Source organism: Caulobacter sp. P4_E5 (genome assembly GCF_056401555.1).
This window is the reverse complement of the sequence record NZ_JBFUJD010000081.1, coordinates 1-24,790: the sequence shown is the minus strand read 5'-3', so window position 1 is coordinate 24,790 and position 24,790 is coordinate 1. Positions and strand designations below refer to the sequence as shown.

The window sequence follows — 24,790 nt, the reverse complement described above, 5'->3', positions numbered from 1 at the left end:
GCATAGTATCTTGACGAGTTCCCAATCACATCGATGAATTGAAAACCGAAGTTTCCAGTCCATGATATTCATGGTGTCTTCAAGAGACCGCAATTGTCAGCGTTCGAGATGAACCTTTCAGTCCATCGCCAGAGCGCCGCCGCCTGCGTTTCTCTTTCCAAATCAACAATGTCAAAGACCCAACCGCCTCAGCGGCCCATCCCTTTAACGCCCGATGTCGGCGGAGGCGGCTATCTAGCGAACCTCGAATTCCATGTCAAATCGTTTTTTTCAAAACGYTTCGAACAAGACCGGCGAGCCCGAGAAATCCCGGAGACACCAGAGCGGCCAGCTTCTAGAGAAGCTAACCTTGCCAGTCAATCAGTTATTTTGAAGAAACTTCAGAACAACTTCTTGAATGACTTAACATCGCGCCGCTGAATTCTTGCGAACTCTTGTCTGCGATGTCTCGGAGCGGCGCTTCTAATGAAGCGACATTCCGAAGTCAACCAACTCGTTTCCGCTTTTTCGACATCCGGTAATCCGGGATCGAAGAGACAAAAAGAGGATCCCTGGGCCGCCGTGGCCGCCCTTGCGGATCCGTCATCGAGTCGATTGGAGCGCGGTGTTTAGCGAAGCGTCTGAACCGATGCAACTCCCTTGCGGGAGCCGCGTCGTCCGGTCGCGATGCCGTTCCGAGCGAGGCGGTGATCTAGTCCTCCCTCGGACGACTGGCAACCCCCTCGCGACAATATAACGACGCTCTTTTGACGGACCGTTTTAGTGCTGGCTCTCGGGCAAGCGCACGACCAGGCCGTCCAGCGCGTCGCTCACCTTGATCTGACACGACAGGCGGCTGTTGGGCTCGACGTTCTCGGCGAAATCCAGCATCGACTCTTCCATGGCCGACTTGTCGCCGGTCTTGGCCAGCCAAGCGTCGTCGACATAGACGTGACAGGTCGCGCAGGCGCAGGCGCCGCCGCAGTCGGCGTCGATGCCCGGCACGTTGTTCTTCACCGCGCCTTCCATGACCGTCAGACCCGGCTTCACCTCGAGGGCGTGTTCGGTTCCGTCGTGTTCGATGTAGGTGATCTTGGCCATCTGCTTCCTATTACCCCTGGAGGGCTCTCTCGGAGGGCGGCGCTAAGCCGCCACCTCCTTCATGGACACCGCCGGATCGGCGAGCTTGTGGACGTCGACCGGCGTACGCTTGGCGATCAGCTGCCTGCCGGCCATGAACTCGGGCGGCGCATTGACCGCCTCGACCGCCTGGAGAAGATCGCCCTTCAGATGGAAGACCGCGAACTTGGCGGCGGCGACGTCGCCGCGCACCACCTGACGATCGGCCTCGAACGGCAGGCCGGCGATCTGCAGCTTCAGATCATACTGGTCGGACCAGAACCACGGGACCTCGGGCGCCGGGCCGGGCCGGCCGAGAATCGCCGAGGCGGCCTGCTTGGCCTGCTCCAGGGCGTTGGGCACGCTCTCCAGGCGGAACTGGCGCTCATAGAGCGGCAACGGCCGGTGGGTGACGTCGCCGATCGCGAAGACGGACGGATCATTCGTCCGCGCCTCCAGATCGACGACCACGCCGTTCGCCGTGGCCAGGCCCGCGTCCTTGGCCAGCTCGTCATTGGGAGTCGCACCGACGCCGACCAGGGCGACGTCACAGGCGACGACCTGGCCGTCGGTAAACCGTACGCCCGTGACATGGCCGTCCACGCCGTCGAAGCCTGCGACGCCGGCGTTCAGCTCGAACGTCACGCCGTGACGACCATGATAGTCCTGGAAGAAAAGCGACAGGGTCTCGCAGGCGACGCGGGCCAGGACGCGTCCTTCCCGCTCGATGACCATCGCATGGCTGCCCAGGGCGCGGGCCGAGGCGGCCGCTTCGAGCCCGACATAGCCGCCGCCGATCACGGCCAGGCGCTTGTCAGGCCCGAGAGCGTGCTTGAGCAGTTCGGCGTCAGCCGCGGTGCGCAGGGCCAGGACTCCGGCCAGGTCCGAGCCGGGGATCGGCAGCTCGCGGGCGCGGGCGCCGGTGGCGAGAATGAGGAAATCGTAGGAAATGGCCTCGCCCGAGGCCAGGGTCACGGTCTTCTCCGACCGGTTGATCCGCTCGGCCACCCCCGACAGCCGCAGGGAGACGTTATTGTCGGCGTACCATTCGGCCGGCTTGAGCGAGAGGCTGTCGGCGTCGGCCTCGCCCTTCAGCCAAGCCTTGGAGAGTGGCGGGCGCTGGTAGGGCAGCAGCGGCTCGTCGCCGATCAGCACGATCCGCCCCCCGTGGCCGTACTGGCGCAGGAAGGCCGCGGCCGAACCGCCCGCATGACCCGCGCCGACGATGACGACGCACGCGTTCTGATTGGCGTTAGCGCTCAAGGACGCCCTCCCTTTCGTCAAAAATGACGCCGGCGTCACCTATTGGCAAGCGCCTTTGATCAAGGCGGATAAGTGGGGAGCAGATAGCGAGCGCGTCAGACGACGCGCTCGACCATCATCTTCTTGATCTCAGCGATCGCCTTGGCCGGATTCAGGCCCTTCGGGCAGACCTGGGCGCAGTTCATGATCGTGTGGCAGCGATAGAGCTTGAACGGATCCTCGAGCGCGTCGAGGCGGTCGCCGGTGGCTTCGTCGCGGCTGTCGATCAGCCAGCGATAGGCGTGCAGCAGGACCGCCGGGCCCAGATACTTGTCGCCGTTCCACCAGTAGCTGGGGCACGAGGTCGAGCAGCAGGCGCAGAGGATGCATTCGTAGAGGCCGTCGAGCTTCTCGCGATCCTCCGGGCTCTGCTTCCACTCGGTCTGCGGCTCGGGCGTGTCGGTGTGCAGCCAGGGCTCGACCGAGGCGTACTGAGCATAGAACAGCGTCAGGTCCGGGATCAGGTCCTTGACCACCGGCAAGTGCGGCAGCGGGCTGATCTGGACAGCCTTGCCCGGCACCTCTGCCCAGCCGTGGGTGCAGGCCAGGGTGTTGCGGCCGCCGATGTTCATCGAGCACGAACCGCAGACGCCTTCCCGGCACGACCGGCGGAAGGCCAAGGTCGGGTCGATGCTGTTCTTGATATAGAGCAGGGCGTCTAGGACCATGGGGCCCACGGYGTCCATGTCGACGTCGTAGGTGTCCCAGCGCGGATTGCCGCCGGCTTCCGGGTCGTACCGGTAGATCTTGAAGGTCTTGACCTTCTTGGCGCCAGCCGGCGCGGGCCAGTGCTTGCCCGACTTGACCTGCGAGTTCTTGGGGAGTGCGAGTTCGACCATCGTACCCTCAGTAGACCCGTTGCTTCGGCGGGATGTAGGCGATGTCGTCGGACATCGTGTAGCTGTGCACCGGGCGGTAATCGATCTTCACCTTGCCGGTGTCGACATCGAGCCAGGCCAGGGTGTGCTTCATCCAGTCGGCGTCGTTGCGGTCCGCGAAATCCTCGCGGGCGTGGGCGCCGCGGCTTTCGGTGCGGTTGACCGCGCCGTTCACCGTGACCACCGCCTGGCCGATCAGGTTGTCGAACTCCAGGGTCTCCATCAGGTCGGTGTTCCACACCAGACCCCGATCGCTGACCTTGATGTCCGCCTTCTTGCGCCAGACCTCGGCCAGGCGAGCGACGCCGCTGACCAGGCTTTCGCCGGTGCGGAACACTGCGGCGTCCTCCTGCATAGCCTTCTGCATCTCGAGACGCAGCTCGGCGGTCGGGGTCGCGCCCGAGGCGTTGCGGAAGCGGTCGAAGCGGGCCAGGTGGCCGTCGGTCTGGACGTCCTTCAGCTCGGGCTGCTTGGCGCCGGGCTTGAGGATCTCGGCGCAGCGCAGGGCCGCGGCGCGACCGAACACCACCAGGTCGATCAGCGAGTTCGAGCCCAGGCGGTTGGCGCCGTGCACCGACACGCAGGCGGCCTCACCCACGGCCATCAGGCCCGGGATCACTTGGTCGGGGTTGTCGCCCAGCTTGGTGACGACCTCGCCGTGATAGTTGGTCGGGATGCCGCCCATSTKGTAGTGGACSGTCGGCASCACSGGGATCGGYKCCTTGGTGACGTCGACGCCGGCGAAGACCTTGGCGGTCTCGGAAATGCCGGGCAGGCGCTCATGCAGGATCTTAGGATCCAGGTGATCCAGGTGCAGGAAGATGTGGTCCTTGTTCGGGCCCACGCCCCGGCCTTCGCGGATCTCGATGGTCATCGCGCGGCTGACCATGTCGCGCGGCGCCAGGTCCTTCACGGACGGCGCATAGCGCTCCATGAAGCGCTCGCCTTCCGAATTGGTCAGGTAGCCGCCTTCGCCGCGGGCGCCTTCGGTGATCAGGCAGCCGGCGCCGTAGATCCCCGTCGGGTGGAACTGCACGAATTCCATGTCCTGCAGCGGCAGGCCGGCGCGCAGCGCCATGGCGTTGCCATCGCCGGTGCAGGTGTGGGCCGAGGTGGCCGAGAAGTAGGCGCGGCCGTAACCGCCGGTGGCCAGGATCACCATCTGGGCCTGGAAGCGGTGCAGGGTGCCGTCGTCGAGCTTCCACGCCGTCACGCCGCGGCAGACGCCGTCGTCCATGATCAGGTCGAGGGCGAAGTACTCGATGAAGAACTCGGTGTCGTGGGCCAGGGACTGGCCGTACATCGTGTGCAGCATGGCGTGACCGGTGCGGTCGGCCGCCGCGCAGGTGCGCTGGATCGGGCCTTCGCCGTAGTTCTTGGTCATGCCGCCGAAGGCGCGCTGGTAGATCTTGCCGTCGGCCGTGCGCGAGAAGGGCACGCCCCAGTGCTCGAGCTCGTAGACCGCCGCCGGAGCGTTGCGGGTCAGGTACTCGATGGCGTCCTGGTCGCCCAGCCAGTCCGAACCCTTGACGGTGTCGAACATGTGCCAGCGCCAGTCGTCCTGGCCCATATTGCCCAGCGAGGCCGAGATGCCGCCTTGGGCGGCGACGGTGTGGCTGCGGGTCGGGAAAACCTTGGTGATGCAGGCGGTCTTGAGCCCGGCCTGGGCGGCGCCCAAGGCGGCGCGGAGACCCGAACCGCCGGCGCCGACGACGACGACGTCGAACTTGTGGTCGATGAACTTGTAGGCCGACATCAATGGGCTCCGGTCACGGTCAGGGCCACCTTGAGGATCGAGAAGACCCCCACGGCGCCGGCCAGCACGCAGACGAACAGATTGCCGATCACCAGGGCCGACTTGCTCGTGAAGCGGTGGATGTAGTCCTCGATCACCACCTGGACCGCGTGTTGCAGGTGGATCAGGGCGGCGATCAGCAGCAGGCTGAGCAGCACAGCGTTCACCGGCTGGCCGATCCAAGTCGTCACGCTGTGCTGGTCGGCGCCGACCAGCTTCAGGGCGGCATAGACGCCCCAGATGCTCAGCGGGATCAGGGCCAGGCCCGAGACGCGCTCGGTGATGAAGTGGCCGACCCCGTGGCGCGAGGCGCCCAGGCCCCGGGCGCGCGACAGCGGCGTGCGGAATTGCTCGGAAGCAGACTTGCTCATGGTCAGAACGCTCCGTTCGCGCCGGCGATGACCCAGGTGACGATCGTCGCCACGACCGCGAAAGCGATCGCCATCGCGCCGGTCATGTCGGCGATGCGCGGGGCGAAGCCCTTGCCGGCGTCCCAGAAGGTCTGGCGGATCGCGTAGGCGATGTTGAAGAACACGGCGAAGGTCTCGCCCAGCAGCACCAGCTTGCCGATCGGCGAACCCAGCACGCTCAGATAGCCGGCATAGGCCTCGGGCCCGGCGGCTACGGCGGCGGCCCAACCGGCCAGGATCACGGCGCCGACGTACAGGCCGATGACGCAGCCGCGGTGCAGGATCGAGCAGGCCATGGTGATATGCCAGCGCCACACCTGCAGGTGGGGCGACATCGGGCGCTCCAGCGGCCCCCGGCTCGTATCGGTCATGGAAGGTCCAACCTCAGTAGCCTTTGTGCGTTGCGGGACGCTTTTAAGCGCGAAGGCTTGGGTGTCAATTAAACGGCGCCCTGTTGAGAAACGTTCGCAGAGCGTGTCGCGGGCGCGTCCCGGAACTCCAAAGGCCAAGGTTGCGTAAAAGGCGCCTTCGCTTCAGGCGCGGAACAGCGTCAAGGCCAGGTGCTGCAGCAGCATGATGGTTTTGGCGTCGCGGATACGGCCGTCGGCGATCATGGCCAAGGCCTCGTCGATGGTCGGCTCCAGCACCTCGATATCCTCGCCCTCGTCGGGGTGACCGCCGCCGTCGCCGATCCGCATCGAGGCGTCGTACTCGGCCACGAAGAAGTGCAGGATCTCGGTGACCGAACCCGGGCTCATGAAGGCCTGGAACACCGGGCGCACCTCGCTCAGGCGATAGCCCAGCTCCTCCTCGACCTCGGCCCGGATCCGGACCTCGGGCTCGGCGTCGTCCAGCAAGCCGGCGGCCGCCTCGATCAGCAGGTCGTCATAGCCGTTCACATAGGCCGGCCAGCGGAACTGCTTCACCAGCAGCACGGTCCGGTTCGCCAAGTTGTAGGGCAGCAGCACCGCCCCATTGCCCCGGTCGTAGTGCTCGCGGTGCTGGGTTTGCCAGGTCCCGTCGCGACGCTTCCAGTCGAAGCTGGTCGTCTTGAGGACGTACCAGTTGTCGGACAGCAGCTTGGTCTCGTGAACCCGGAGGCGATCTTTGACGGTCATCTTGGGCTCCTAGTCCCGGACCCGCGCGACGTAGTCGGCCGATCGCATTTCCTGCAGGCGCGAGACCGTGCGCTCGAACTCGAAGGATCCATCACCCTCGGGATACAGCGCCTCGGGCTCGGCGTCGGCCAGGACCACCAGCTTGGCGTCGGCTTCATAGAGCGCGTCGATCAGGGTGTTGAACCGCTTGGCCGCGTCGCGGCGGGCGGGCGTCAGGCGCGGCACGTCCTCGAGAAACACGGTGTGGAAGCGTTCGGCGATCGCCAGATAGTCCTGCGGCCCCAGCGCCTGCTGGCACAGGCTGGCGAACGACGAGCGGACCATGCCGCCGGTCGCGCGCGGCAGGCGCATCTTGCGGCCCAGCACCTCCAAGGTCGCGCCGGTCTCGGGCGCGCCGTCCAGCATGTCGGCCCACAGGCGCTCGAACTCGGCCTGGTTGGCCTTGTCGTTCGGCGCCAACCAGGTGCGGGCGGCGCGCAGGCGGTCCAGGCGGAAGTCGACCGGACCACGCACGGCCACGACGTCCAAGGCCGACTTCAGCATGTCGATGAACGGCAGGAAGAGCTGGCGGTTGAGCCCGTCCTTGTAGAGGTCTTCCGGCGGCCGGTTGGAGGTGGCCACCAGGGTTACGCCTCGCCCGAACAAGGCCTCGAACAGCCGGCCCAGGATCATGGCGTCGGCGATGTCGGTGACCTGCAGCTCGTCGAAGCACAGCAGGCGGGCCTCGTCGGCGATCCGCTCGGCGGTCGGCGCGATCGGGTCGTCGCCCTTGGCCTGGCCAAAGCGCGCCTTTCGCGTCGCCGCGTCACCCTTGCGCCAGGCGTCGATGTCGGCGTGGACCTCGGCCATGAAGGCGTGGAAGTGGATGCGGCGCTTCTTGGTCACGGGCGCGCTGTCGAAGAACAGATCCATCAGCATGGACTTGCCGCGCCCGACCGGTCCCCACAGATAGACGCCGCGCTGGCTTTTGGGCTTGCGGCCGAACAGCGAAAAGCCGGGCTCGCCGGCGGAGTCGAGATCGGACTCCAGCCGCGACAGCGCCTCGACGGCGGCGGCTTGGGCGACGTCGGGCTTGATCTCGCCCTGGGCCAGGCGCTCGCGATAGGCGGTGCGAAGGGATGTCGGCATCGAGGACTGCGGTTAGCGCGTGAGCGGCCCGGGGGGAAGCCCGCAGATGTACGCTCCGTCTGCTGACAGAGTCGCGCGCCGCGCCTAAACTCCCGTGATGGTTCACGTTCCGGCCGTCGGGGTGGCCGAGACGCCAGACGCCTCGTCGCCCCACATCATCGACACTCTGATCGCCGAGCGCGCGCCGCGCCTGACCGGATCGGCGATCTGGCCATTGGTCCGACCCGGCTTCCACGGGCTGCTCGACTACGGGAAAGCCCGGCGGATGGCCGAGACTATCTGCCTGCTCGGCGGTCGCGCGGCGCTGGAGCATGTCTCCGATCTGCTGGCGCTGAAGGTCGAGGTTTCGGGCCTGGAGCACCTGCCGACGACCGGCCGTGTTGTCATCGTCGCCAATCACCCCACAGGCATCGGCGACGGGGTCGCGGTCTACGACACGATCAAGGCCCGACGTCCGGACGTCGTCTTCTTCGCCAACGCCGACGCCCACCGCGTCTGCCGCCGCTTCGACGAGGTGCTGATCCCAGTCGAATGGGTCGAGGAGAAGCGCAGTCGCGAACGCATGCGCCTAACCCTGTCGATGACCCGCGAGGCGATGGAGGCCGAGCGCGCCCTGATGATCTTTCCGGCCGGGCGCCTGGCGGTGAAGGACGCCGAGGGCCGGCTGACCGACCCGCCCTGGATGACCTCGGCCGTCTCGATCGCCCGCAAATACGCCGCGCCGATCGTCCCGATCCATCTGACCGGCCCCTGGTCGACCCTGTTCCACCTGTTCGACAAGCGCTGGAAGGAACTGCGCGACATCACCCTGTTCCACGAGTTGCTGAACAAGAAGGGCCGGCGGTTCTCGCTGATCGTCGGCGCGCCGATCGATCCCGAGGCCTTGCCCCACGACGCCGGAGAAGCCACGGAGGCGCTGAAGCGCTATGTGGAGCGCGTGTTGCCAATCGATCAGACGAGCCGCCTGACGTGACTTCTGTTTTCCTCGCCGACGAGGCCGCGACTCAAGGTCTGGGCCGCGCCCTGGCCGCCGCACTGCGTCCGGGCGACGCGGTGTGCCTGACCGGACCGCTGGGCGCTGGCAAGTCGACCCTGGCCCGGGCCCTGATCCGCGCCTTGACCACGCCGGACGAAGAAGTCCCCAGCCCGACCTTCACCCTGGTGCAGTTCTACGAGACGGCGGCCTTCCCCTTGGCCCACTTCGATCTTTACCGCCTGTCGGACCCCGACGAGGCGTACGAGATCGGTTTGGACGAGGCGCTGGACGACGGCGTCGCCTTGATCGAGTGGCCCCAGAGATTGGAAGGGCGTTTGCCGGCGACTCGGCTCGATATAGACATCGCCCTCGACGGCGACGCGCGGCGCGCCGTCATCGTACGGCACGGTGATTTCGAAGGACGTTCCCTTGAGTTCTGAGCGCCCCACGGGGTCTGAGAGAGAAGCGGCCAAGGCCGCCTTCCTGGAGGCCCACGGCTTTGGCGACGTCCGCCGCGAGCCGCTAGGCGGCGACGCCTCGACGCGATCGTACGAGCGGCTGCACCGAGACGACGCCAGCTTCATCTTCATGGACCAGCCACCGTCGGTCGAGACCGCGCCCTGCCCGCCGGACGCCACGCCGGCCCAGCGTGCGGTCCTCGGCTACAATGCCCTGGCGCGCCTGGCCGCCGGCCGGGTGGACGCCTTCGTCGCCTGCGCCGGCTGGCTGAACGCCCAAGGGCTCTCGGCGCCCAAGGTGCTGGCCGCCGACGCGGCGGCGGGTCTGGCCGTGTTGGAGGACCTAGGCGACGACCTCTATGCCCGCCTGATCGAAACGGGGACCGACGAGGCTCCGCTGTACGACGCCGCCGTCGACGGCCTTCTGGCCCTTCACGCCGCGTCGCCGCCCAGCGTGCTCAGCTTCAACGGCTCGACCTGGCCGTTGCTGGCCTATGACGGCCTGGCGCTGAAGACCGCCCACGACATCTTTGTCGAGTGGCAACCGAAGTTCCGCGGCGTGGCCTTCGACGAAGCGGCCCTGGCGGAGTGGGACGCGATCTGGGCGCCCATCCGCGCCAAGGGCGAGGCCGGCACGACCGTCTTCTGCCACCGCGACTATCACGCCGAGAACCTGATCTGGCTGCCGAAACGCCAGGGCGCGGCTCGGGTCGGCATGCTGGACTTCCAGGACGCGCTCCTGGCCCACCCGGCCTGGGACCTGTCGATGCTGCTGCATGACGCCCGCCGCACCGTCTCGCCCGAACGCGAGGCCGCCTGCCTGGAGCGCTACCTGGCCGCGCGGCCTGATTTGGACCGCGCCGCCTTCCTGGCCGACTATCATGCGCTGGGCGCGCTAAACATCATCCGAATCCTGGGCATCTTCGCACGGCTAGTGACCCGCGACGGCAAGCCTCGCTACGCCGACTTCATCCCGCGCCTGTGGGTCTATCTGGATGTCTGCTTCGCCGATCCGGCGCTGGCGGCGCTGAAGGCCTGGTTCGACCAGTATGTACCGGTGGAGACACGCCGATGAGCGGCCCCAAGATCGCGATGGTGCTGGCCGCCGGTCTCGGCACCCGAATGCGGCCCCTGACCGACGACCGGCCCAAGGCCCTGGTCGAGGTCGCGGGCAAGGCCCTGATCGATCACATGCTGGACCGCCTGGCCGCCGCCGGGGTCGAGACGGCCGTGGTCAATGTCCACGCCTTCGCCGACCGCCTGGAGGCGCATCTGAAAGAGCGCGCGGCCAAGGGCCTCGCGCCAAGGATCGTCATCTCCGACGAGCGCCCCCAGGCCCTGGAAACCGGCGGCGGCCTCAAGCACGCCCTGCCGCTGCTGGGCGAGGGCCCCGTGTGGGTCGCCAACATCGACTCGGTCTGGATCGAGACCGGCGTCCCGGCCCTGGACGCCATGGTCGCCGCCTGGGATCCAACACGGATGGACGTTTGCCTGATGCTGGCGCCCACTGCGACCTCGCTGGGCTTCCACGACAGCGGCGACGTCTTCCTGGAAGACGACGGCGCCGTGAGATTCAAGGCGGCCGGCGAGACCGGGCCGCTGGTCTACGTCGGCGTCCACATCTGCGATCCGCGCATCGCTGCCGACGGTCCCGAGGGACCGTTCTCCCTGACGCCGATCTGGCGACGCCTGGCGGCCAACCACCGTGTCCACGGCGTCGCCCCCGACGGGCTCTGGATGCACGTCGGCGATCCTGACGCCAAGCTGGCGGCAGAAGCTCGTCTCGCGCAAGAATGAGCGGACCGGCCCCCTTCTTCGAACGCCCATTCTTCGAGCGTCCGGGGCCGCGCTGGTTCTCGATCCCCGCCCACCGCCCGTTCGTCGACGACCTGGCGCGCGGCCTGCTGAGCGCCCTGGAGCCGCTGGGCCCCGAGGCCCTGCCCCGCGCCACGGTCCTGACTCCAACCCGACGGGGCGCCCGCGCCCTGGCCGACGCCTTCCTGGCGGTCGGCGGCGGCAGGGCCCTGCTGCTGCCGCAGATCCGCCCGCTGGGCGACCTGGACGAGGGCGAGCCGCCGTTCGAGCCGGGCTATCTGTCGCTGGACATTCCGCCGGCCATCTCCTCGCGCCGCCGCCGGTTCGAGTTGGCGCGGCTGGTCGTCGATCATGGCGGCCTGCTCTCCTTCAAGCCTGGCCCGGTCCAGGCGCTGGAGCTGGCCAAGGCCCTGTCGGACTTCCTGGATAGCTCGCAGATCGAGGAGGTCGAGATCGACGGCAAGCTGGACGGCTTGGCGGAAGGCGACCTGGCCCAGCACTGGCAGGTCTCGGCCAAGTTCCTGAAGGCGGTGCTGCGCGCCTGGCCCGAGCGCCTGACCGACCTGGGTCTGATCGACGTGTCCGCACGCCGGGTGCGGCTGCTGCGGGCCTTGGAAGAGCAATGGCGGAACGACCCGCCGAGCGAGGTGCTGGTCGCCGCTGGCTCGACCGGCACCGCGCCCGCCACCGCCGATCTGCTCCGCGTCGTCGCCGCCGCGCCCAAGGGCGCCGTGGTCCTGCCCGGCCTCGACGAGGACTTGGCCGACAGCGCCTGGGCCCAGATCGAAGGCACGCAAGGCGAGCAGCATCCCCAGGGCGCGATGAAGCGCTTGCTCGACAGGGCCGGCGTCGCCCGCTCGGAGGTTCGCGCCTGGGTCCCCGACGTCGACAGCCGGGGCCGCTGGCGGCGGCGGATCGTCAACGAGGCCCTGCGGCCCGCCGAGGCCACCGCCGACTGGCTGGCCCAGATCGCCGCCCTGCGCGCCGAGGCGCCGGACCTCGACCCCATCGCCGAGGGCCTGACCGGCTTCTCCGTGATCGCCGCCCGCGCCGAAGAGGAGGCCGCCGGGGCCTGCGCCCTGCTGCTGCGCGAAGCGCTGGAAACCCCGGACATGACCGCGGCCCTGGTCACGCCCGACCAGACCCTCGCCCGGCGGGTGATGACCCGATTGCAGCGCTGGGGCGTGATCCCCGACAGCTCGGCCGGCGCGCCGCTGGCCGCCTCGGGCTCGGCGATCCTGGCCCTGCACCTGGCGCGGCTGGTCGAGGAGCCCCTGAACCCCGTTCGCCTGTTAGCCTTCGCCAAGCACCCGCTGGTGCTGGGCGAGGACGAAGCGCCGGCCGCCGCGATGCTGGAACGCAAGGGCCTGCGCGGCGCGGCGCCCGGATCCGCCGAGGTGCTGCACGCCCGCTTGAAGGACGCGCCCGACGCCTTGGCGCTGGCCGAGCGCGTGCTGGCCACGATCGGCCACGCCGCCGCGCCCTATGCTGGCGACGGCTTCGCGCCTCCGGCCCAGGCGGCCCAGGCTCTGGTCGAGGCGCTGGAGAGCCTGATCGCGCCCGATCGCCTGTGGGCGGGCTCGGCCGGCGAGTGCCTCGGCGCGCTGATGGCGGCCCTGATCCAGGACGGCCAGGCCCTGCCCGACGCCTCCCCCCAGGCCTTCGCCGACATCCTCGACCGGCTGGTCAATGAGGAGACGGTCCGGGTCGGCGGCGCGACCCACCCGCGCCTGCGCATCCTGGGCGCTATCGAGGCCCGCCTGGTCCGCGCCGACCGTCTGGTGCTGGCCGGACTGGAGGAAGGCGTCTGGCCGCAGGGCGCGCCGATCGATCCGTTCCTGTCGCGGCCGATGCGCGCGCGCCTCGGTCTGCCGCCGCCCGAGCGCCGGATCGGCCTGACCGCCCACGACTTCGCCCAGGCCGCCAGCGCACCGGACGTGGTGCTGGTCCACTGCGAGCGGCGTGGCGGCGCCCCCGCCGTCGAATCACGCTGGCTGTGGCGGCTGAAGACCCTCGCCGCCGGGGCCGGCCTCGCCCTGCCCCGCCGCGACGACGTGCTGGACTGGGTCCGAACCCTCGACGCCCCTGGCCCGTATGCCCCGATCGCGCGCCCCGCCCCGGTCCCGCCGGTCGAGGACCGTCCGCGCAAGATGGCCGTGACCCGGGTCGAGGCCCTGACCCGCGATCCCTACGCCGTCTGGGCCCGCGACATCCTGCGGCTCTATCCGCTGGAGCGCCCCGACGAGCCGGTTGAGGCCAGGGCGCGAGGCACCGCCATCCACGCGGCGTTCGAAATGTTCGTCGAGACCTTCCCCGACGCCGTGCCGGCCGACGCGGCCGCCGTGTTCGAAAAGCTCTATGTCGACGCCCTGGTCGCGGCCGGCATGCCGCCGACCGCCCTGGCCCGTGAGAGGTCCCTGGCCCGGGAGGCCGCTCTGTGGGTCGCCGACTGGGAACGCCAGCGCCGCGTCGGCGCCCGCCGGATCGTCGTCGAGGCCGAGGGCAAGCTCGACCTCTCGATCAACGGCCGGCCGTTCACCCTGACCGCCAAGGCCGACCGGCTGGAGCCGACGGCCGATGGGACCGTCCACATCCTCGATTACAAGACCGGCGCTGCGCCGTCGCAGAAGCAGGTCGACACCGGCTTCTCACCGCAGCTGACCCTGACGGCGGCGATCCTGATGCACGGCGGCTTCCCGGACCTGGGCAGCCCGGCGCCGGGGGACCTGACCTATGTCCGCGTCACCGGAAGACGTCCTGCTGGCGAAGAGCAAGTCCGCGCCTTCGCCGGTGAAGAGAGCAGCGCCGCCGCCGCCAAAGCCCTCGAAGGCCTCTCGACCCTGATCGCCCGCTACGACGATCCGGCCGAGCCCTATCGCTCGCGGGTCGCCCCGCAGTTCGTCAAGGAGCACCCCGGCGACTACGCCCACCTGGCGCGGGTGTTCGAATGGTCGACCAGCGGCGACGACGGGGACGGGGAATGAGCCTCCACGATCCACAGCGCATCGCCGCCGATCCGGCGATCTCGGCCTTCGTCACGGCCAACGCCGGGTCGGGCAAGACCAAGACCCTGATCGACCGAGTCGCGCGCCTACTGCTGGCCAAGGTCAAGCCCGAGGCGATCCTGTGCGTGACCTATACCAAGGCCGCCGCCGCCGAGATGCAGCGGCGCCTGTTCGAGCGGCTGGGCAAGTGGTCGGTGACCAGCGACGCCGACCTGCGGGCCGAGCTCGTGAAACTGGTCGGCGAGAGTGATGCGACCTATGACGCCCGCCGCCTCTCGGAGGCTCGCGCCCTGTTCGCCCAGGCGCTGGAGACGCCGGGCGGCCTGAAGATCCAGACCATCCACGCCTTTTGCGAAAAGCTGCTGCGGCGGTTTCCGCTGGAGGCCGGGGTCTCGCCCGGCTTCACGGTCATGGACGACCAGGCCGGCGCCGCCATCGCCCGCGCCGCCCGCCGCGCCACCGCCGCTTGGGTCGACAGCCACCAGGACGCCTTTTCAGAGGCCTATGCCCGATTCTCGGTGGCCCTGGATTTCCAGAGCTTCGAGGCGATGTTCGCCGGGTTCGAGACGCGACGCGGGCAGATCATGGCCTATGTCGCGCGCGGCGGCGGCCTTTCCGAAGCGATCGCCGACGCCTGGGCGCGCTGCGGTTTCGACGAACCGATCTCGGCCGCCGACCTCGCCGCCCAGGCCATGGCCCGGCTGGACCTCGGCGCCTGGCGGGCGGCCGCCACGGTGCTGTTCGACGGCGGCGGCAAGCAAGACGCCAAGTACGCCGAGGCCCTGGCCGCCGTGGCTCGCGATCCGGACGCGACCCTGGACCTGGCCCTGCGCGCCCTGTTCACCGAAGGCGGCGACGGGACGCCGGCGACCTGGCCGGCCAAGACCTCGGGCCTGAAGAGTCGAGAGGACCTGCGCGAGGCGCTGCTGCTCGAGCAAGCCAAGCTGGAAGCCGCCCGCGAGCGGGTCCGCGCCGCCAAGGTGGCCGAGGACACCGCCGACGCCCTGCGCCTAGCGGTGCTGTACGTGACCTCGCACCGGATCGAGAAGGACGCGAGGGGCGCGCTCGACTTCACCGACCTGATCGACAAGACCCGCGTGCTGCTGACCGAGAAGGTCGAGGCCGCCTGGGTGCTCTACAAGCTGGACGGCGGCATCGATCACATCCTGCTGGACGAGGCTCAGGATACGGCGCCCGAGCAGTGGGAGATCCTCAGCGCCCTGACCGCCGACTTCTTCGCTGGCGAGACGTCCGAGGGCTGGAGCGGTCGCCGCGCCGATCGGACGTTGTTCGTGGTCGGCGACGAGAAACAGTCGATCTATTCTTTCCAGGGCGCCGATCCGCAGCGGCTGCTGGTTGAGACGCAGAACTATATCGCCCGCATCGAGGCCGTCGGCGCGATCGGCAAGGGCGTGCCGTTGACGGTGTCGTACCGTTCGACCCGCGAGGTGCTGAGCTTCGTCGACGCCCTGTTCTCCGATCCCGAGACCCGCGAAGGCGTGCCGCCGCCGGTCGGCCAGGATCTCGTGCGGCATGAGCCGTTCCGCACCGACGGCCCCGGCTGCGTCGACCTCTGGCCCTTGACCCGCGAGCTGCCGGGCGAGGAGCGCGAGGCCTGGGAGGCGCCGGTCGACGCCGAGAGCGAGCGCAGCGCCAATCGCCGCCTGGCCGAAGCGATCGCCGCCGAGACAGCCGCAATTCTTTCGCGCGGCGACGCCGTGTTCGACAAGGAGCTGGGTCGCCATCGCGCCGCCCACGCCGGCGACATTCTCGTGCTGGTCCGTCGCCGCAAGGTGCTGTTCGAGGAGATCCTGCGCGCTCTGAAGCGGCGCGGCGTGCCGGTGGCCGGGGCCGACCGCCTGTCGCTGTCCAGCCACATCGCGTTCGAGGACCTGCTGGCCCTGGGGCGGTTCATCCTGTTCCCGGATGACGACCTCACCCTTGCGGCGCTGCTGAAGACGCCGTTCTGCTCGTTGACCGACGAAGACGTCTACGCCTTGGCCAGGGGCCGTCGCGCCACCTTGTGGGCCGAGCTGCGGCGCCGGGCGCAGGAGCGTCCCGAATGGACCGCCGCACGGGCGGTGCTGGATTGGGCCATCACCGAGGGCCGCCGCCGGCAGCCGTTCGAGTTCTTCGCCGGCTGGCTCGGATTGGTTGGTGAAGACGGCCGCTCGCACCGCGCCAAGGTGCTGACCCGCCTCGGGGCCGAGGCCGAGGAGGCGCTCGACGAGTTCCTGGCCCAGGTGATGGAGGCCGAACAGCGCGGCGTGCGTGACCTGGAGGCCCTGGTCGCCGACTTCGCGGCCCTGGACATCGTGGTCAAGCGCGAGATGGAAGGCGCTCGCCGCGAGGTGCGGGTGATGACCGCGCACGGCTCCAAGGGCCTGGAGGCGCCGATCGTCTTCCTGCCCGAGACGACGGTGAAGCGCGGGGCCGGCGGTTCACCGTTCCTGGTCACCGAGGACGGCGCCCTGCTGTGGTGCGCCAGCGGCAAGGGCGACTGCGACGCCTCGGCCAGAGCCCGCAAGCTGCGCGAGGAGAAGGAAAGCCAGGAGGCCCTGCGCCTGCTCTATGTCGCCCTGACCCGGGCCCGGGACCGGCTGATCCTGTGCGGCCGGATCGACGCGCGGACCAAGGATGACAAGGTCGGCGGCTGGTACGCCGCCGCCCGCGCCGCCTTCGCCCATCCCGACATCGCGCCGGCGGTTCGAACCCTCGGCGAGGGTGACGCCGCAATCCTGCGCTACGGCCCCGATCCCGTAGCCGCGCCCCGCGTGGCGGAGGACATTCGCGCCTCGGCGGTCTCGCCCGACTGGATGACCCGCGCCGCGCCGCCCGAGCCGGCGGCGGCCCGCTACGCCGCCCCGTCGCGAATCGAGGACAACGCCCGGGTTCCAGCGCCCTCGCCGCTGGCGCGGGTCTCGGGCCTGGGCCGCTATCGCCGGGGCGAGATCGTCCACAAGCTGCTGCAGCTGCTGCCCGACATCGCGCCCGAACAGCGCGCCGACGCGGCCCACCGCCTGCTGGCCGGAGAGCGGGATCTGACCGACGACCAGCGCGAGGAAATGACCCAGGCCGCTTTCGGGGTCCTGGATGACACCCGCTTCGCCGCCGTGTTCGGGCCCGGCTCGCGCGCCGAGGTCGCCCTGGCCGGAACCAGCGCCCATCTGCCGAGGGGCTTGGCCGTCTCCGGCCGGGTCGACCGGCTGGTGGTGGACGCTGGGCGGGTGCTGGTGGTCGATTACAAGACCAATCGTCCGTCTCCTGACCGGATCGAGGACGCCGACCCGGCCTATCTGGCCCAGATGGCGGTCTATGCCGCCGTGCTGCGCGAAGTGTTCCCCGGCCGGGCGATCGAGGCCGCCCTGGTCTGGACCGATGGTCCCAAACTGATGCCGGTTCCAGAAAAGGTGATGGCCCAAGCGCTGGCCCGGCTGGCCTAATCCCGTTGCCGGACGGCCAACCTGCCCCTACATCTTGAGGCAAGCGCCCGGAACGAATCTCGGGCTTCGACCCTTATCGCGTCCTCCGCGCCGTCGCGTGACGCCAGACTGGAGCAGACCATGAGCACCGTTGTGGTGACCGACGCCACCTTCGAATCCGACGTCCTGAAGGCCGGCAAGCCCGTGCTGGTGGACTTCTGGGCCGAGTGGTGCGGTCCCTGTAAGCAGATCGCCCCGGCCCTGGAGCAGATCTCGGAAGAGCTGGCCGACGTCGTCACCGTCGCCAAGGTCAATATCGAGGACAGCCCGACGACCCCGTCGCGCTACGGCGTCCGCGGCATCCCGACCATGATGCTGTTCCGCGATGGCCAAATGACCTCAATGAAGGTCGGCGCCATGCCCAAGCAGAAGATCCTGGAATGGCTGAACGAAGCCGGCGTCCAACCGGCCTAACCGGTCTTTCCGCCTGAATTGAAGACGCCCGCTCCGGTCTCCGGGGCGGGCGTTTTTCGTCCAAGCGGGTCCTGGGGCGGCCTACTTCTTGGGCGTCACGATGAACGGCGAGACCGAGACCGGAGGAGCCTTCTTCTCGGCCTTCGGTTTGCGGACTTCCTTGTTGGACTTCTTCTGACCCTTGGCCATTGGCGGTTCCTGCCAGGACGGGCGCGCCCGCCGAGGATGTCCCGCGAGCCGTGCCGCCCTATCGGCGTCAGCCAGCCTTACCCGCTTAGGCCGGCCAAGTCTCGGGGCTCATCGCCAGCACTTCGCCGGCCAGATAGAGCGAGCCGCAGATCAGAACGTGGGGCGTGGGCTCCAGCTTGAGCGCGCGCTCCAGGGCGTCCTCGACCGAATCGCAGGCGCAAGCCCGCAGCCCCGCCAGCTCGGCGGCGGCGGCGGTTTCAGCGGCGCTKGCGGCGGCGGCGCCTTCGAAGGTGACGGTGAAGACCTTGGTCGCGACGCCCCGGAAGGGCGTGAAGAAGCCGGTCGCGTCCTTGTTGGCCAGCAGGCCCGAGATCAGCGCCACGGGCCGACCGTCGCGGGCGGCGAGGTCGGAGACAGCGCGGGCCACGGCGCGGCCGGCGTGCGGATTGTGGCCCCCGTCCAGCCAGAGGTCGGCGCCGGCCGCCTTGGCGCGTTCGGCCTGCGGGCCGGCGGTCAGGCGCTGGAAGCGGGCCGGCCAGACCGTGCCGGCGATCCCCCGCCCCATGGCCGCCTCGTCGATGCGCGAGTCGGCCAAGGCCAGCAGAGCGGCGACCGCCAGACCGGCGTTGGCGAACTGGTGCTCGCCCGGCAGCGACGGCGCGGACAGGTCCAGCAGGCGGTCATCCATCTGGACCAGCAGCCGGCCGCGCTCGTTCCAGGCGTCGAAGTCGCGACCCATCAGGGTCAGCGAGACGCCGGCCTTGTCGGCGGCGGCCTCGATGACGGTCTCGGCCTCTTCCTGCTGGCGGGCCGAGATCGCCGGCGCGCCCCGCTTGATGATCCCGGCCTTCTCGCCGGCGATCGCGGTCAGGGTGTCGCCCAGAAATTCGCGGTGGTCGATGTCGACCGGGGCGATGACGCTGACCTTGGGCGTGACGACGTTGGTGGCGTCGAGAATTCCGCCGAGCCCGACCTCGACGATGCACAGGTCGGCCGGGACCTCGGCGAACGCGACCAGGGCCGCGGCCGTGGTGATTTCGAAGAAGGTGATCGGCTGGCCGGCGTTGGCGGCCTCGACGCGGTCCAGCACGTCGGCCAGGTGGGCGTCGGTGATCAGGGTCCCGGCCAGGCGGATGCGCTCGGCGAAGCGAACCAGGTGGGGCGAGGTGAAGACGTGGACCTTGAGCCCCGCCGCCTCGGCCATGGCCCGGAGATAGGCGACCGTCGAGCCCTTGCCGTTGGTGCCGGCCACGTGGATCACCGGCGGCAGGCGGTCCTGCGGATCGCCCAGCGCCGCGCACAGCCGCCGCATCCGGTCCAGCGACAGGTCGATCAGCTTGGGATGCAGGGCCTTCAGCCGCTCGAGAGCGGCGTCGTGCGCGCGGAGGTGTTCGGTCATTCTCGTCTCCTCCTCACCCGCCTAGCGGGGGAGGTGGCGCGGCGCCAATAGGCGACGTGACGGAGGGGGCGCTTCGGAGGCGGCAAGCGCCCCCTCCACCGCTTCGCGGTCCCCCTCCCCCGTTTCACGGGGGAGGATGAAAGAGCGCCTTACGCCGCCTTGCGGCCGCGGCCCATCATCAGGGTGCCGAGGACCGAGCCCAGCACCGCCGGCAGGTCCTTGCGGTGGGTGACGCGGTCGACCATGCCCTTCTCGACCAGATATTCCGAGCGTTGGAAGCCCGGCGGCAGGGTCTCGCGGATGGTCTGCTCGATGACGCGCGGGCCGGCGAAGCCGATCAGGGCGCCCGGCTCGGCCAGGTGGATGTCGCCGAGCATGGCGTAGGAGGCGGTGACGCCGCCGGTGGTCGGGTCGGTGAGGACCACGACGTAAGGCAGGGCCGCGTCCTTCAGCTCGTTGATCGCCAGCGTGGTGCGAGCCATCTGCATCAGCGACAGCGCGCCTTCCTGCATCCGGGCACCGCCGGCGGCGGTGAAGGCGATCAGCGGGACTTCACGGTCCAGCGCGGCCTTGGCGGCGGCGATGAAGCCCTCGCCAGCGGCCATGCCCAGCGAGCCGCCCATGAAGGCGAAGTCCTGGACCAGCACCACGGCGTCGGCGCCGCCGACCTTGCCGTAGCCGATGGCCATGGCGTCCGGCTCGCCGGTCGCCTTGCGGGCCGCGATCAGGCGGTCCTTGTAGGGCTTGCCGTCCGAGAAGTGCAGCGGATCCTCGGGCACCGAGGGGGTCGGCAGGGCTTCGTACTGGCCGTCGTCGAAGGTGAACTTGAAGCGGGCTTCCGGCCCGATCCGCATGTGGCGACCGGCCGGCGTGACCCACAGGGCCGCCTCCAGGTCGGAGCGGAAGATCATCTCGCCCGTGTCGGGGCACTTGACCCAAAGGTTCTCGGGCGTCTCGCGCTTGGCGAACGCGCCGCGCACGCCCGGTGCGATCCGCGACAGCCAGCCGCCTCGGCGGTCAGTCGCCACTTTTTTCTCGCCCTTTTTCGGGTCCTGGGGTTCAGCCATAGCCATAGCCTTAGAGCCTCACTTCGTCCCGACTCGCGCCGAACGCACAGCCTTAGCCAGCTCCGACGCCTTGAGAAGAACCTTCTCGGTCACGTTTTCGTTCAACTTGGCCGCCGACTCGATTTCATCGACCAGCGCGGAGCCCACAACGGCGGCGTCGGCCACGCGGGCCACCTCGGCGGCGCGTTCGGCCGTGCGGATGCCAAAGCCCACGGCGACCGGCAGGCCCGAGGCCTTGCGGATGCGCTCGACGGCCGGGGCCACCGCATCGGCGTCGGCTTCTTTCACGCCGGTCACCCCGGCGACCGAGACGTAATAGACGAAGCCCGAGGTGCGGCGGATCACGGCCGGCAGGCGCTTGTCGTCCGTCGTCGGCGAGGCGAGACGGATCAGCGCCAGACCTTCGGCTTCCAGCGCGTCCGACAGCGGATCGGCCTCTTCGGGCGGGCAGTCGACGACGATCAGGCCGTCGACGCCAGCGTCGTTGGCCTGTTTGGCGAAGGTTTCGAAGCCGCGGTTCACCAGCGGGTTCAGATAGCCCATCAGGATGATCGGCGTGTCCTGGTCGCCCTCGCGGAAGGCGCGGACGATGTCCAGCGTGCCGTTCAGCGTCATCTTCTGGGCGAGAGCGCGCTGGCTGGCGCGCTGGATGGTCGGCCCCTCGGCCATCGGGTCCGAGAACGGGAAGCCCAGCTCGATCAGGTCGGCGCCGGCGCCCGGCAGGCCCTTGACGATCTCGAGCGCGGTCGCCGCGTCCGGATCCCCGGCCATCACATAGGCCACGAAGGCCGCGCGGCCCTCGGCCTTCAGCGCCGCGAAACGGCGGTCGATACGGTCTTTGGTCAAAGTCTCGTCTACCCTAGATCGCCATAGCCTAGATGGTGCGCCCGAGGGCGTCGGCCACGGTGAAGATGTCCTTGTCGCCCCGGCCCGACAGGCAGAGCACGATGACGCCGCCCTCGCCGATCTCCTTGGCCAGTTGCGGCAGCTTGGCCAGGGCGTGGGCGCTTTCCAGGGCCGGAATGATGCCCTCGAGTTCGGCGCACAGCTGGAAGGCCTGCAGGGCCTCGTCGTCGGTGCAGGTCAGGTACTGGGCCCGGCCGATGTCGTGCAGGAACGAGTGCTCCGGCCCGATGCCCGGATAATCGAGGCCCGCCGAGATCGAGTGGGCGTCGAGAATCTGGCCGTCCTCGTCCTGCAGCAGGTAGGTCTTGTTGCCGTGCAGCACGCCCGGGCGGCCGCCGGTCAGGGACGCGGCGTGCTTGTCGGTCTCCAGGCCGTGGCCCGAGGCCTCGACGCCGTAGATCTTGACGCTCTCGTCGGCCAGGAACGGGTGGAACATGCCGATGGCGTTCGATCCGCCGCCGACGCAGGCGACGACCGCGTCCGGAAGGCGGCCTTCCAGTTCCTGGATCTGCTGGCGGGTCTCGGTCCCGATCACCGCCTGGAAATCTCGAACCATGGCCGGATAGGGGTGCGGACCGGCGGCGGTGCCGATCATGTAATAGGTGTCGTGGACGTTGGTGACCCAGTCACGCATCGCCTCGTTCATGGCGTCCTTCAGGGTCGCCGCGCCCGAGGTCACCGGTCGCACTTCGGCGCCCAACAGGTTCATGCGGAAGACGTTGGGCTTTTGCCGGGCGACGTCGACGGCGCCCATATAGACGACGCAGGGCAGGCCGAAGCGGGCCGTCACGGTCGCCGACGCCACGCCGTGCTGGCCGGCGCCGGTCTCGGCGATGATCCGGGTCTTGCCCATGCGCTGGGCCAGCAGGATCTGGCCCATGCAGTTGTTGATCTTGTGCGCGCCGGTGTGATTCAGCTCCTCGCGCTTGAAATAGATCTTCGCGCCGCCGAAATGCTTCGAAAGCCGCTCGGCGAAATAGAGCGGGCTAGGGCGGCCCACATAGTGGGTCAGGTAGCCCTTCAGCTCCTTCTGGAAGCTGGGATCATTCTTGGCTTCCGTGTAGGCCCGGTCCAGCTCGAGCACGAGCGGCATCAGGGTCTCGGCCACATAGAGGCCGCCGTAGTCACCGAAACGGCCCTTGGCGTCGGGGTAAGCCGACCAATCGTTGGGCTTGGCAGGAACGTTCAAGATCGTCTTCCGAGCTGCGCTTTTCAGGTTTAGGCGCGTTTGACGGCGTCGAGAAACGCCGTGATCAGAGCCGGGTCCTTTAGGCCGGGACCGCGCTCCACGCCAGAGGAAACGTCCACCAGCGGGGCGCCGGAGGCCTTGACGGCCGCGCCCACGTTCCAGGGATCCAGCCCGCCAGCCAGGAAATGCGGGCGAGAAAATCGCCGGCCGGCCAGCAGTTCCCAGTCGAATCTCGCGCCGGTGCCGCCGGGTAGGGCGGAACCCTCCACGGGTTTGGCGTCGAACATCAGGTGCTCGACGACGCCATCGAAGGCGTTGGCTTGATCCACGTCCGAGGCGCTGGAAACCGAGAAGGCCTTGATGACGCCGACGCCGGCCCGGGCGGCGATTTCGCGGACCCGCGACGGGGTTTCCTTGCCGTGCACCTGGATCAGGTCGGGGCGCATGGTCGCCATCAGGCGGTCGACCAGGGCGTCGTCGGGATCGACGGTGACGGCGACGGTCTTCACGCCGCGGCCGCGAACCGGCTCGACGAGGCGAGCGGCGGTCTCGGGCGTGATGTTGCGCGGGCTCTTCTCGAAGAAGATGAAGCCCAGGAACGCCGCCCCGCCGTCGAAGGCGGCCTTCACCGTCTCGGGGGTCGACAGTCCGCAGATCTTGGCCGTGGTCATTGGCGGGGAGTTACGTTCGGGAAGCGCCCGACGCAAGCCCAGCAAATCTCATTGGCCCTCCTATTGCCCATGCTACTGCAACGTGAAGACCCCGTTCACGGCCCGCCATTCCTGCGGCCCGATCAGCCGGTTGTGGGCGACCCGGACCGAGTGCAGCACCCCGTCCAGCTCCCGGGCCCAGAAGTCGAGAAAGCCCTTCAGGGTCGGGAATTTGGGAGCCAGGTCGTAGTCCTGCCAGAGATAGAGCTGCAGCAGGTGGGGATGGTCGGGCAGGTGATAGTGAATCTCGGCCGTCGTCAGGCCGTAGCCTTGCAGTTGCCGTTCGAACGCACTGGTCGCCATCGAAAACGCTCCGATAAACGCGGACGAATTGAAAGCTTCCGCCCGCGGCGTGAGTCGCTCAAGGGACGCGTTGTCGCGGGGGTGAGCTAAGCGTTGAGGCGCCTGTTTCTTGCCCCCTCCGCGCCTGCGGCGCTCCTCCCCCGGAGGGGGAAGAAGGATTGTGCGCGCGTCTTCCGCCCCCTCCGGGGGCGGACGGCCGCGAAGCGGCCAGGTGGGGGCAAGTGACATCGGCTTCACGCGGTTCACCGCTGAAGTTGGTTGGGGAGGCGACGGAGCGGCCGGGCGAACCCGGAGACCGTGATGGTTTGTGTGTTTCGGCTCGCTTGTCCGCTCCGCCAGGCTGTTCTCTGCCGTGAGGACGGCGGGCGTGAGCGTTRTCTGCTCGGGCCTCCGYTACCCCCGGACGGGCGTGGACCAACTGGATCGGCTACTCCGTCTCCAGCTCGGCGATCCACGATAGGCGGTTTTGGATCGATCACCGCCCTGTCGCTCCGCGCTCGGCTAACCCCTCGGCCTTCGTGTGGTCCCGGATCTATCCACGAACAGACCACCACCCGAACCGAGGCGGCGCCCACGCGGCCCCGCTCAACCTATCCCCATCGCCGCTTTGGGCCGGATCCAAGCGCCCTCCCCTTGCGACGGGGACAGSRWTGATTGTGCAGCGGGATTCAACGCGGATCATTCAGACRCGCGTAAAAGTGAGAAGKCGTTGATTTYGCTGGKTTCGATCTCGCGARCGCCGGGGATACAGCCCGCTCAATCCCCGTGAATCTCCCTGAATCCCTCTCTCTGAGAGAGAGGGAGGGGCCCAYGCGMAGCRTGGGAGGGTGAGTGGTTACACCCTTAGCCGGCGTGCCGGCACATCGCCCGCAACGGCGCCCAAGATCGTCCAGGGGCTTCGCCTACCCACTCACCCTCCCACCGCCTCCGGCGGCGGGCCCCTCCCTCTCTCCATGAGAGAGGGGTTCCGGTGAGCGTCCTTGCTTGGGTGAGAAACCCTTCCCTCCAGGAAAGGAGCCCTCCTTACATCTCACGGCGAGACGATCGCAGGGCTGATCAGGTCACTCAAGGACGACGCTCCGCGTCGCCGCGCGCGGCCGCCGGAGGCGGTCCTTGACTGACCTGATCAGCCCTGCACAGCCCTGCAC

The 24,790-nt window shown here is 68.8% G+C and carries 23 protein-coding genes and 1 pseudogene; 7 read left to right on the top strand and 17 right to left on the bottom strand.

Annotated features, from left to right (window positions below; genetic code table 11):
* Positions 1-759 precede the first annotated feature (759 nt).
* From AC1DSO_RS20510 to zapE, 8 genes are all read right to left on the bottom strand, one after another.
* On the bottom strand, positions 760-1,080 hold the full coding sequence (locus AC1DSO_RS20510) for a 2Fe-2S iron-sulfur cluster-binding protein (RefSeq protein ID WP_047403792.1): 321 nt from the start codon (positions 1,078-1,080) through the stop codon (positions 760-762).
* A 42-nt stretch (positions 1,081-1,122) separates the two neighbouring features.
* Positions 1,123-2,361, bottom strand: coding sequence for an NAD(P)/FAD-dependent oxidoreductase (locus tag AC1DSO_RS20505; RefSeq protein ID WP_477070566.1), 1,239 nt, complete (start codon positions 2,359-2,361; stop codon positions 1,123-1,125).
* Between the two features lie 95 nt (positions 2,362-2,456).
* Positions 2,457-3,239, bottom strand: coding sequence for a succinate dehydrogenase iron-sulfur subunit (locus tag AC1DSO_RS20500; RefSeq protein WP_477070565.1), 783 nt, complete (start codon positions 3,237-3,239; stop codon positions 2,457-2,459).
* A 7-nt stretch (positions 3,240-3,246) separates the two neighbouring features.
* Positions 3,247-5,034, bottom strand: coding sequence for a succinate dehydrogenase flavoprotein subunit (gene sdhA / locus AC1DSO_RS20495; RefSeq protein WP_477070564.1), 1,788 nt, complete (start codon positions 5,032-5,034; stop codon positions 3,247-3,249).
* Positions 5,034-5,480 carry a succinate dehydrogenase, hydrophobic membrane anchor protein gene (gene sdhD / locus AC1DSO_RS20490; RefSeq protein ID WP_477070568.1) on the bottom strand — a complete coding sequence of 149 codons (447 nt, stop codon included), beginning with the start codon at positions 5,478-5,480 and terminating at the stop codon, positions 5,034-5,036. The genes sdhA and sdhD overlap by 1 nt, the downstream gene beginning before the upstream one ends.
* On the bottom strand, positions 5,447-5,854 hold the full coding sequence (gene sdhC, locus AC1DSO_RS20485) for a succinate dehydrogenase, cytochrome b556 subunit (RefSeq protein ID WP_477070563.1): 408 nt from the start codon (positions 5,852-5,854) through the stop codon (positions 5,447-5,449). The genes sdhD and sdhC overlap by 34 nt, the downstream gene beginning before the upstream one ends.
* 162 nt (positions 5,855-6,016) lie before the next feature.
* Positions 6,017-6,601, bottom strand: coding sequence for a GDP-mannose pyrophosphatase (locus tag AC1DSO_RS20480; RefSeq protein WP_477070562.1), 585 nt, complete (start codon positions 6,599-6,601; stop codon positions 6,017-6,019).
* Between the two features lie 9 nt (positions 6,602-6,610).
* Entirely contained in the window at positions 6,611-7,729 is a 1,119-nt protein-coding gene (zapE, locus tag AC1DSO_RS20475) for a cell division protein ZapE (protein WP_477070561.1), read from the bottom strand.
* A gap of 97 nt (positions 7,730-7,826) precedes the next feature.
* Here zapE and AC1DSO_RS20470 point away from each other — a divergent pair, with 97 nt between their 5' ends.
* The 7 genes from AC1DSO_RS20470 to trxA all read left to right on the top strand — a co-directional run bounded on the left by AC1DSO_RS20470 (position 7,827) and on the right by trxA (position 17,879).
* Positions 7,827-8,702, top strand: a complete 876-nt coding sequence (locus AC1DSO_RS20470; RefSeq protein ID WP_477070560.1) for a 1-acyl-sn-glycerol-3-phosphate acyltransferase — start codon at positions 7,827-7,829, stop codon at positions 8,700-8,702.
* Positions 8,699-9,145 (top strand): tRNA (adenosine(37)-N6)-threonylcarbamoyltransferase complex ATPase subunit type 1 TsaE, encoded by a 447-nt coding sequence (tsaE, locus tag AC1DSO_RS20465; RefSeq protein ID WP_477070559.1) that lies wholly within the window; start codon positions 8,699-8,701, stop codon positions 9,143-9,145. Before AC1DSO_RS20470 ends, tsaE begins: the two co-directional genes overlap by 4 nt.
* Complete coding sequence (gene amgK, locus AC1DSO_RS20460) at positions 9,135-10,238, top strand: N-acetylmuramate/N-acetylglucosamine kinase AmgK (RefSeq protein WP_477070558.1); 1,104 nt, start codon at positions 9,135-9,137, stop codon at positions 10,236-10,238. The genes tsaE and amgK overlap by 11 nt, the downstream gene beginning before the upstream one ends.
* The gene (gene murU / locus AC1DSO_RS20455) at positions 10,235-10,960 is read left to right on the top strand and encodes an N-acetylmuramate alpha-1-phosphate uridylyltransferase MurU (protein WP_477070557.1); all 726 of its coding nucleotides are present in this window, start codon (positions 10,235-10,237) and stop codon (positions 10,958-10,960) included. Before amgK ends, murU begins: the two co-directional genes overlap by 4 nt.
* Entirely contained in the window at positions 10,957-13,962 is a 3,006-nt protein-coding gene (gene addB / locus AC1DSO_RS20450; RefSeq protein WP_477070556.1) for a double-strand break repair protein AddB, read from the top strand. Before murU ends, addB begins: the two co-directional genes overlap by 4 nt.
* Entirely contained in the window at positions 13,959-17,426 is a 3,468-nt protein-coding gene (gene addA / locus AC1DSO_RS20445) for a double-strand break repair helicase AddA (RefSeq protein ID WP_477070555.1), read from the top strand. Before addB ends, addA begins: the two co-directional genes overlap by 4 nt.
* A 120-nt stretch (positions 17,427-17,546) precedes the next feature.
* Positions 17,547-17,879, top strand: a complete 333-nt coding sequence (trxA, locus tag AC1DSO_RS20440) for a thioredoxin (RefSeq protein ID WP_477070554.1) — start codon at positions 17,547-17,549, stop codon at positions 17,877-17,879.
* 81 nt (positions 17,880-17,960) lie between these two features.
* Here trxA and AC1DSO_RS20435 read toward each other — a convergent pair whose 3' ends face one another.
* The 9 genes and pseudogenes from AC1DSO_RS20435 to AC1DSO_RS20395 all read right to left on the bottom strand — a co-directional run.
* Positions 17,961-18,068 (bottom strand): hypothetical protein, encoded by a 108-nt coding sequence (locus AC1DSO_RS20435; RefSeq protein ID WP_082009057.1) that lies wholly within the window; start codon positions 18,066-18,068, stop codon positions 17,961-17,963.
* Positions 18,069-18,153: 85 nt separating this feature from the next.
* Positions 18,154-19,467: a bifunctional folylpolyglutamate synthase/dihydrofolate synthase gene (locus tag AC1DSO_RS20430; RefSeq protein ID WP_477070553.1), complete on the bottom strand. Its 1,314-nt coding sequence runs from the start codon at positions 19,465-19,467 to the stop codon at positions 18,154-18,156.
* A gap of 21 nt (positions 19,468-19,488) precedes the next feature.
* A complete protein-coding gene (locus tag AC1DSO_RS20425) occupies positions 19,489-19,605 on the bottom strand; it encodes a hypothetical protein (RefSeq protein WP_477070567.1) in 117 nt (38 codons plus the stop codon).
* A gap of 11 nt (positions 19,606-19,616) precedes the next feature.
* The gene (locus AC1DSO_RS20420) at positions 19,617-20,540 is read right to left on the bottom strand and encodes an acetyl-CoA carboxylase carboxyltransferase subunit beta (protein WP_477070552.1); all 924 of its coding nucleotides are present in this window, start codon (positions 20,538-20,540) and stop codon (positions 19,617-19,619) included.
* A 12-nt stretch (positions 20,541-20,552) separates the two neighbouring features.
* A complete protein-coding gene (trpA, locus tag AC1DSO_RS20415) occupies positions 20,553-21,380 on the bottom strand; it encodes a tryptophan synthase subunit alpha (protein WP_477070551.1) in 828 nt (275 codons plus the stop codon).
* 28 nt (positions 21,381-21,408) lie between these two features.
* On the bottom strand, positions 21,409-22,629 hold the full coding sequence (trpB, locus tag AC1DSO_RS20410; protein WP_477070550.1) for a tryptophan synthase subunit beta: 1,221 nt from the start codon (positions 22,627-22,629) through the stop codon (positions 21,409-21,411).
* Positions 22,630-22,658: 29 nt separating this feature from the next.
* A complete protein-coding gene (locus AC1DSO_RS20405; RefSeq protein ID WP_477070549.1) occupies positions 22,659-23,300 on the bottom strand; it encodes a phosphoribosylanthranilate isomerase in 642 nt (213 codons plus the stop codon).
* Between the two features lie 72 nt (positions 23,301-23,372).
* Entirely contained in the window at positions 23,373-23,642 is a 270-nt protein-coding gene (locus AC1DSO_RS20400; protein ID WP_056046662.1) for an usg protein, read from the bottom strand.
* Positions 23,643-23,756: 114 nt separating this feature from the next.
* Positions 23,757-23,879 (bottom strand): annotated as a pseudogene (locus tag AC1DSO_RS20395) (hypothetical protein); the annotation flags it as partial.
* Positions 23,880-24,790 lie beyond the last annotated feature (911 nt).

Coding starts and splice junctions, on each gene's coding strand:
- AC1DSO_RS20510 (WP_047403792.1), bottom strand. CDS start 1,080: ATGGCCAAGATCACCTACATCGAACACGACGGAACCGAACACGCCCTC.
- sdhC (WP_477070563.1), bottom strand. CDS start 5,854: ATGACCGATACGAGCCGGGGGCCGCTGGAGCGCCCGATGTCGCCCCAC.
- AC1DSO_RS20480 (WP_477070562.1), bottom strand. CDS start 6,601: ATGACCGTCAAAGATCGCCTCCGGGTTCACGAGACCAAGCTGCTGTCC.
- zapE (WP_477070561.1), bottom strand. CDS start 7,729: ATGCCGACATCCCTTCGCACCGCCTATCGCGAGCGCCTGGCCCAGGGC.
- AC1DSO_RS20470 (WP_477070560.1), top strand. CDS start 7,827: ATGGTTCACGTTCCGGCCGTCGGGGTGGCCGAGACGCCAGACGCCTCG.
- murU (WP_477070557.1), top strand. CDS start 10,235: ATGAGCGGCCCCAAGATCGCGATGGTGCTGGCCGCCGGTCTCGGCACC.
- addB (WP_477070556.1), top strand. CDS start 10,957: ATGAGCGGACCGGCCCCCTTCTTCGAACGCCCATTCTTCGAGCGTCCG.
- addA (WP_477070555.1), top strand. CDS start 13,959: ATGAGCCTCCACGATCCACAGCGCATCGCCGCCGATCCGGCGATCTCG.
- trxA (WP_477070554.1), top strand. CDS start 17,547: ATGAGCACCGTTGTGGTGACCGACGCCACCTTCGAATCCGACGTCCTG.
- AC1DSO_RS20435 (WP_082009057.1), bottom strand. CDS start 18,068: ATGGCCAAGGGTCAGAAGAAGTCCAACAAGGAAGTCCGCAAACCGAAG.
- AC1DSO_RS20420 (WP_477070552.1), bottom strand. CDS start 20,540: ATGGCTATGGCTGAACCCCAGGACCCGAAAAAGGGCGAGAAAAAAGTG.
- AC1DSO_RS20405 (WP_477070549.1), bottom strand. CDS start 23,300: ATGACCACGGCCAAGATCTGCGGACTGTCGACCCCCGAGACGGTGAAG.
- AC1DSO_RS20400 (WP_056046662.1), bottom strand. CDS start 23,642: ATGGCGACCAGTGCGTTCGAACGGCAACTGCAAGGCTACGGCCTGACG.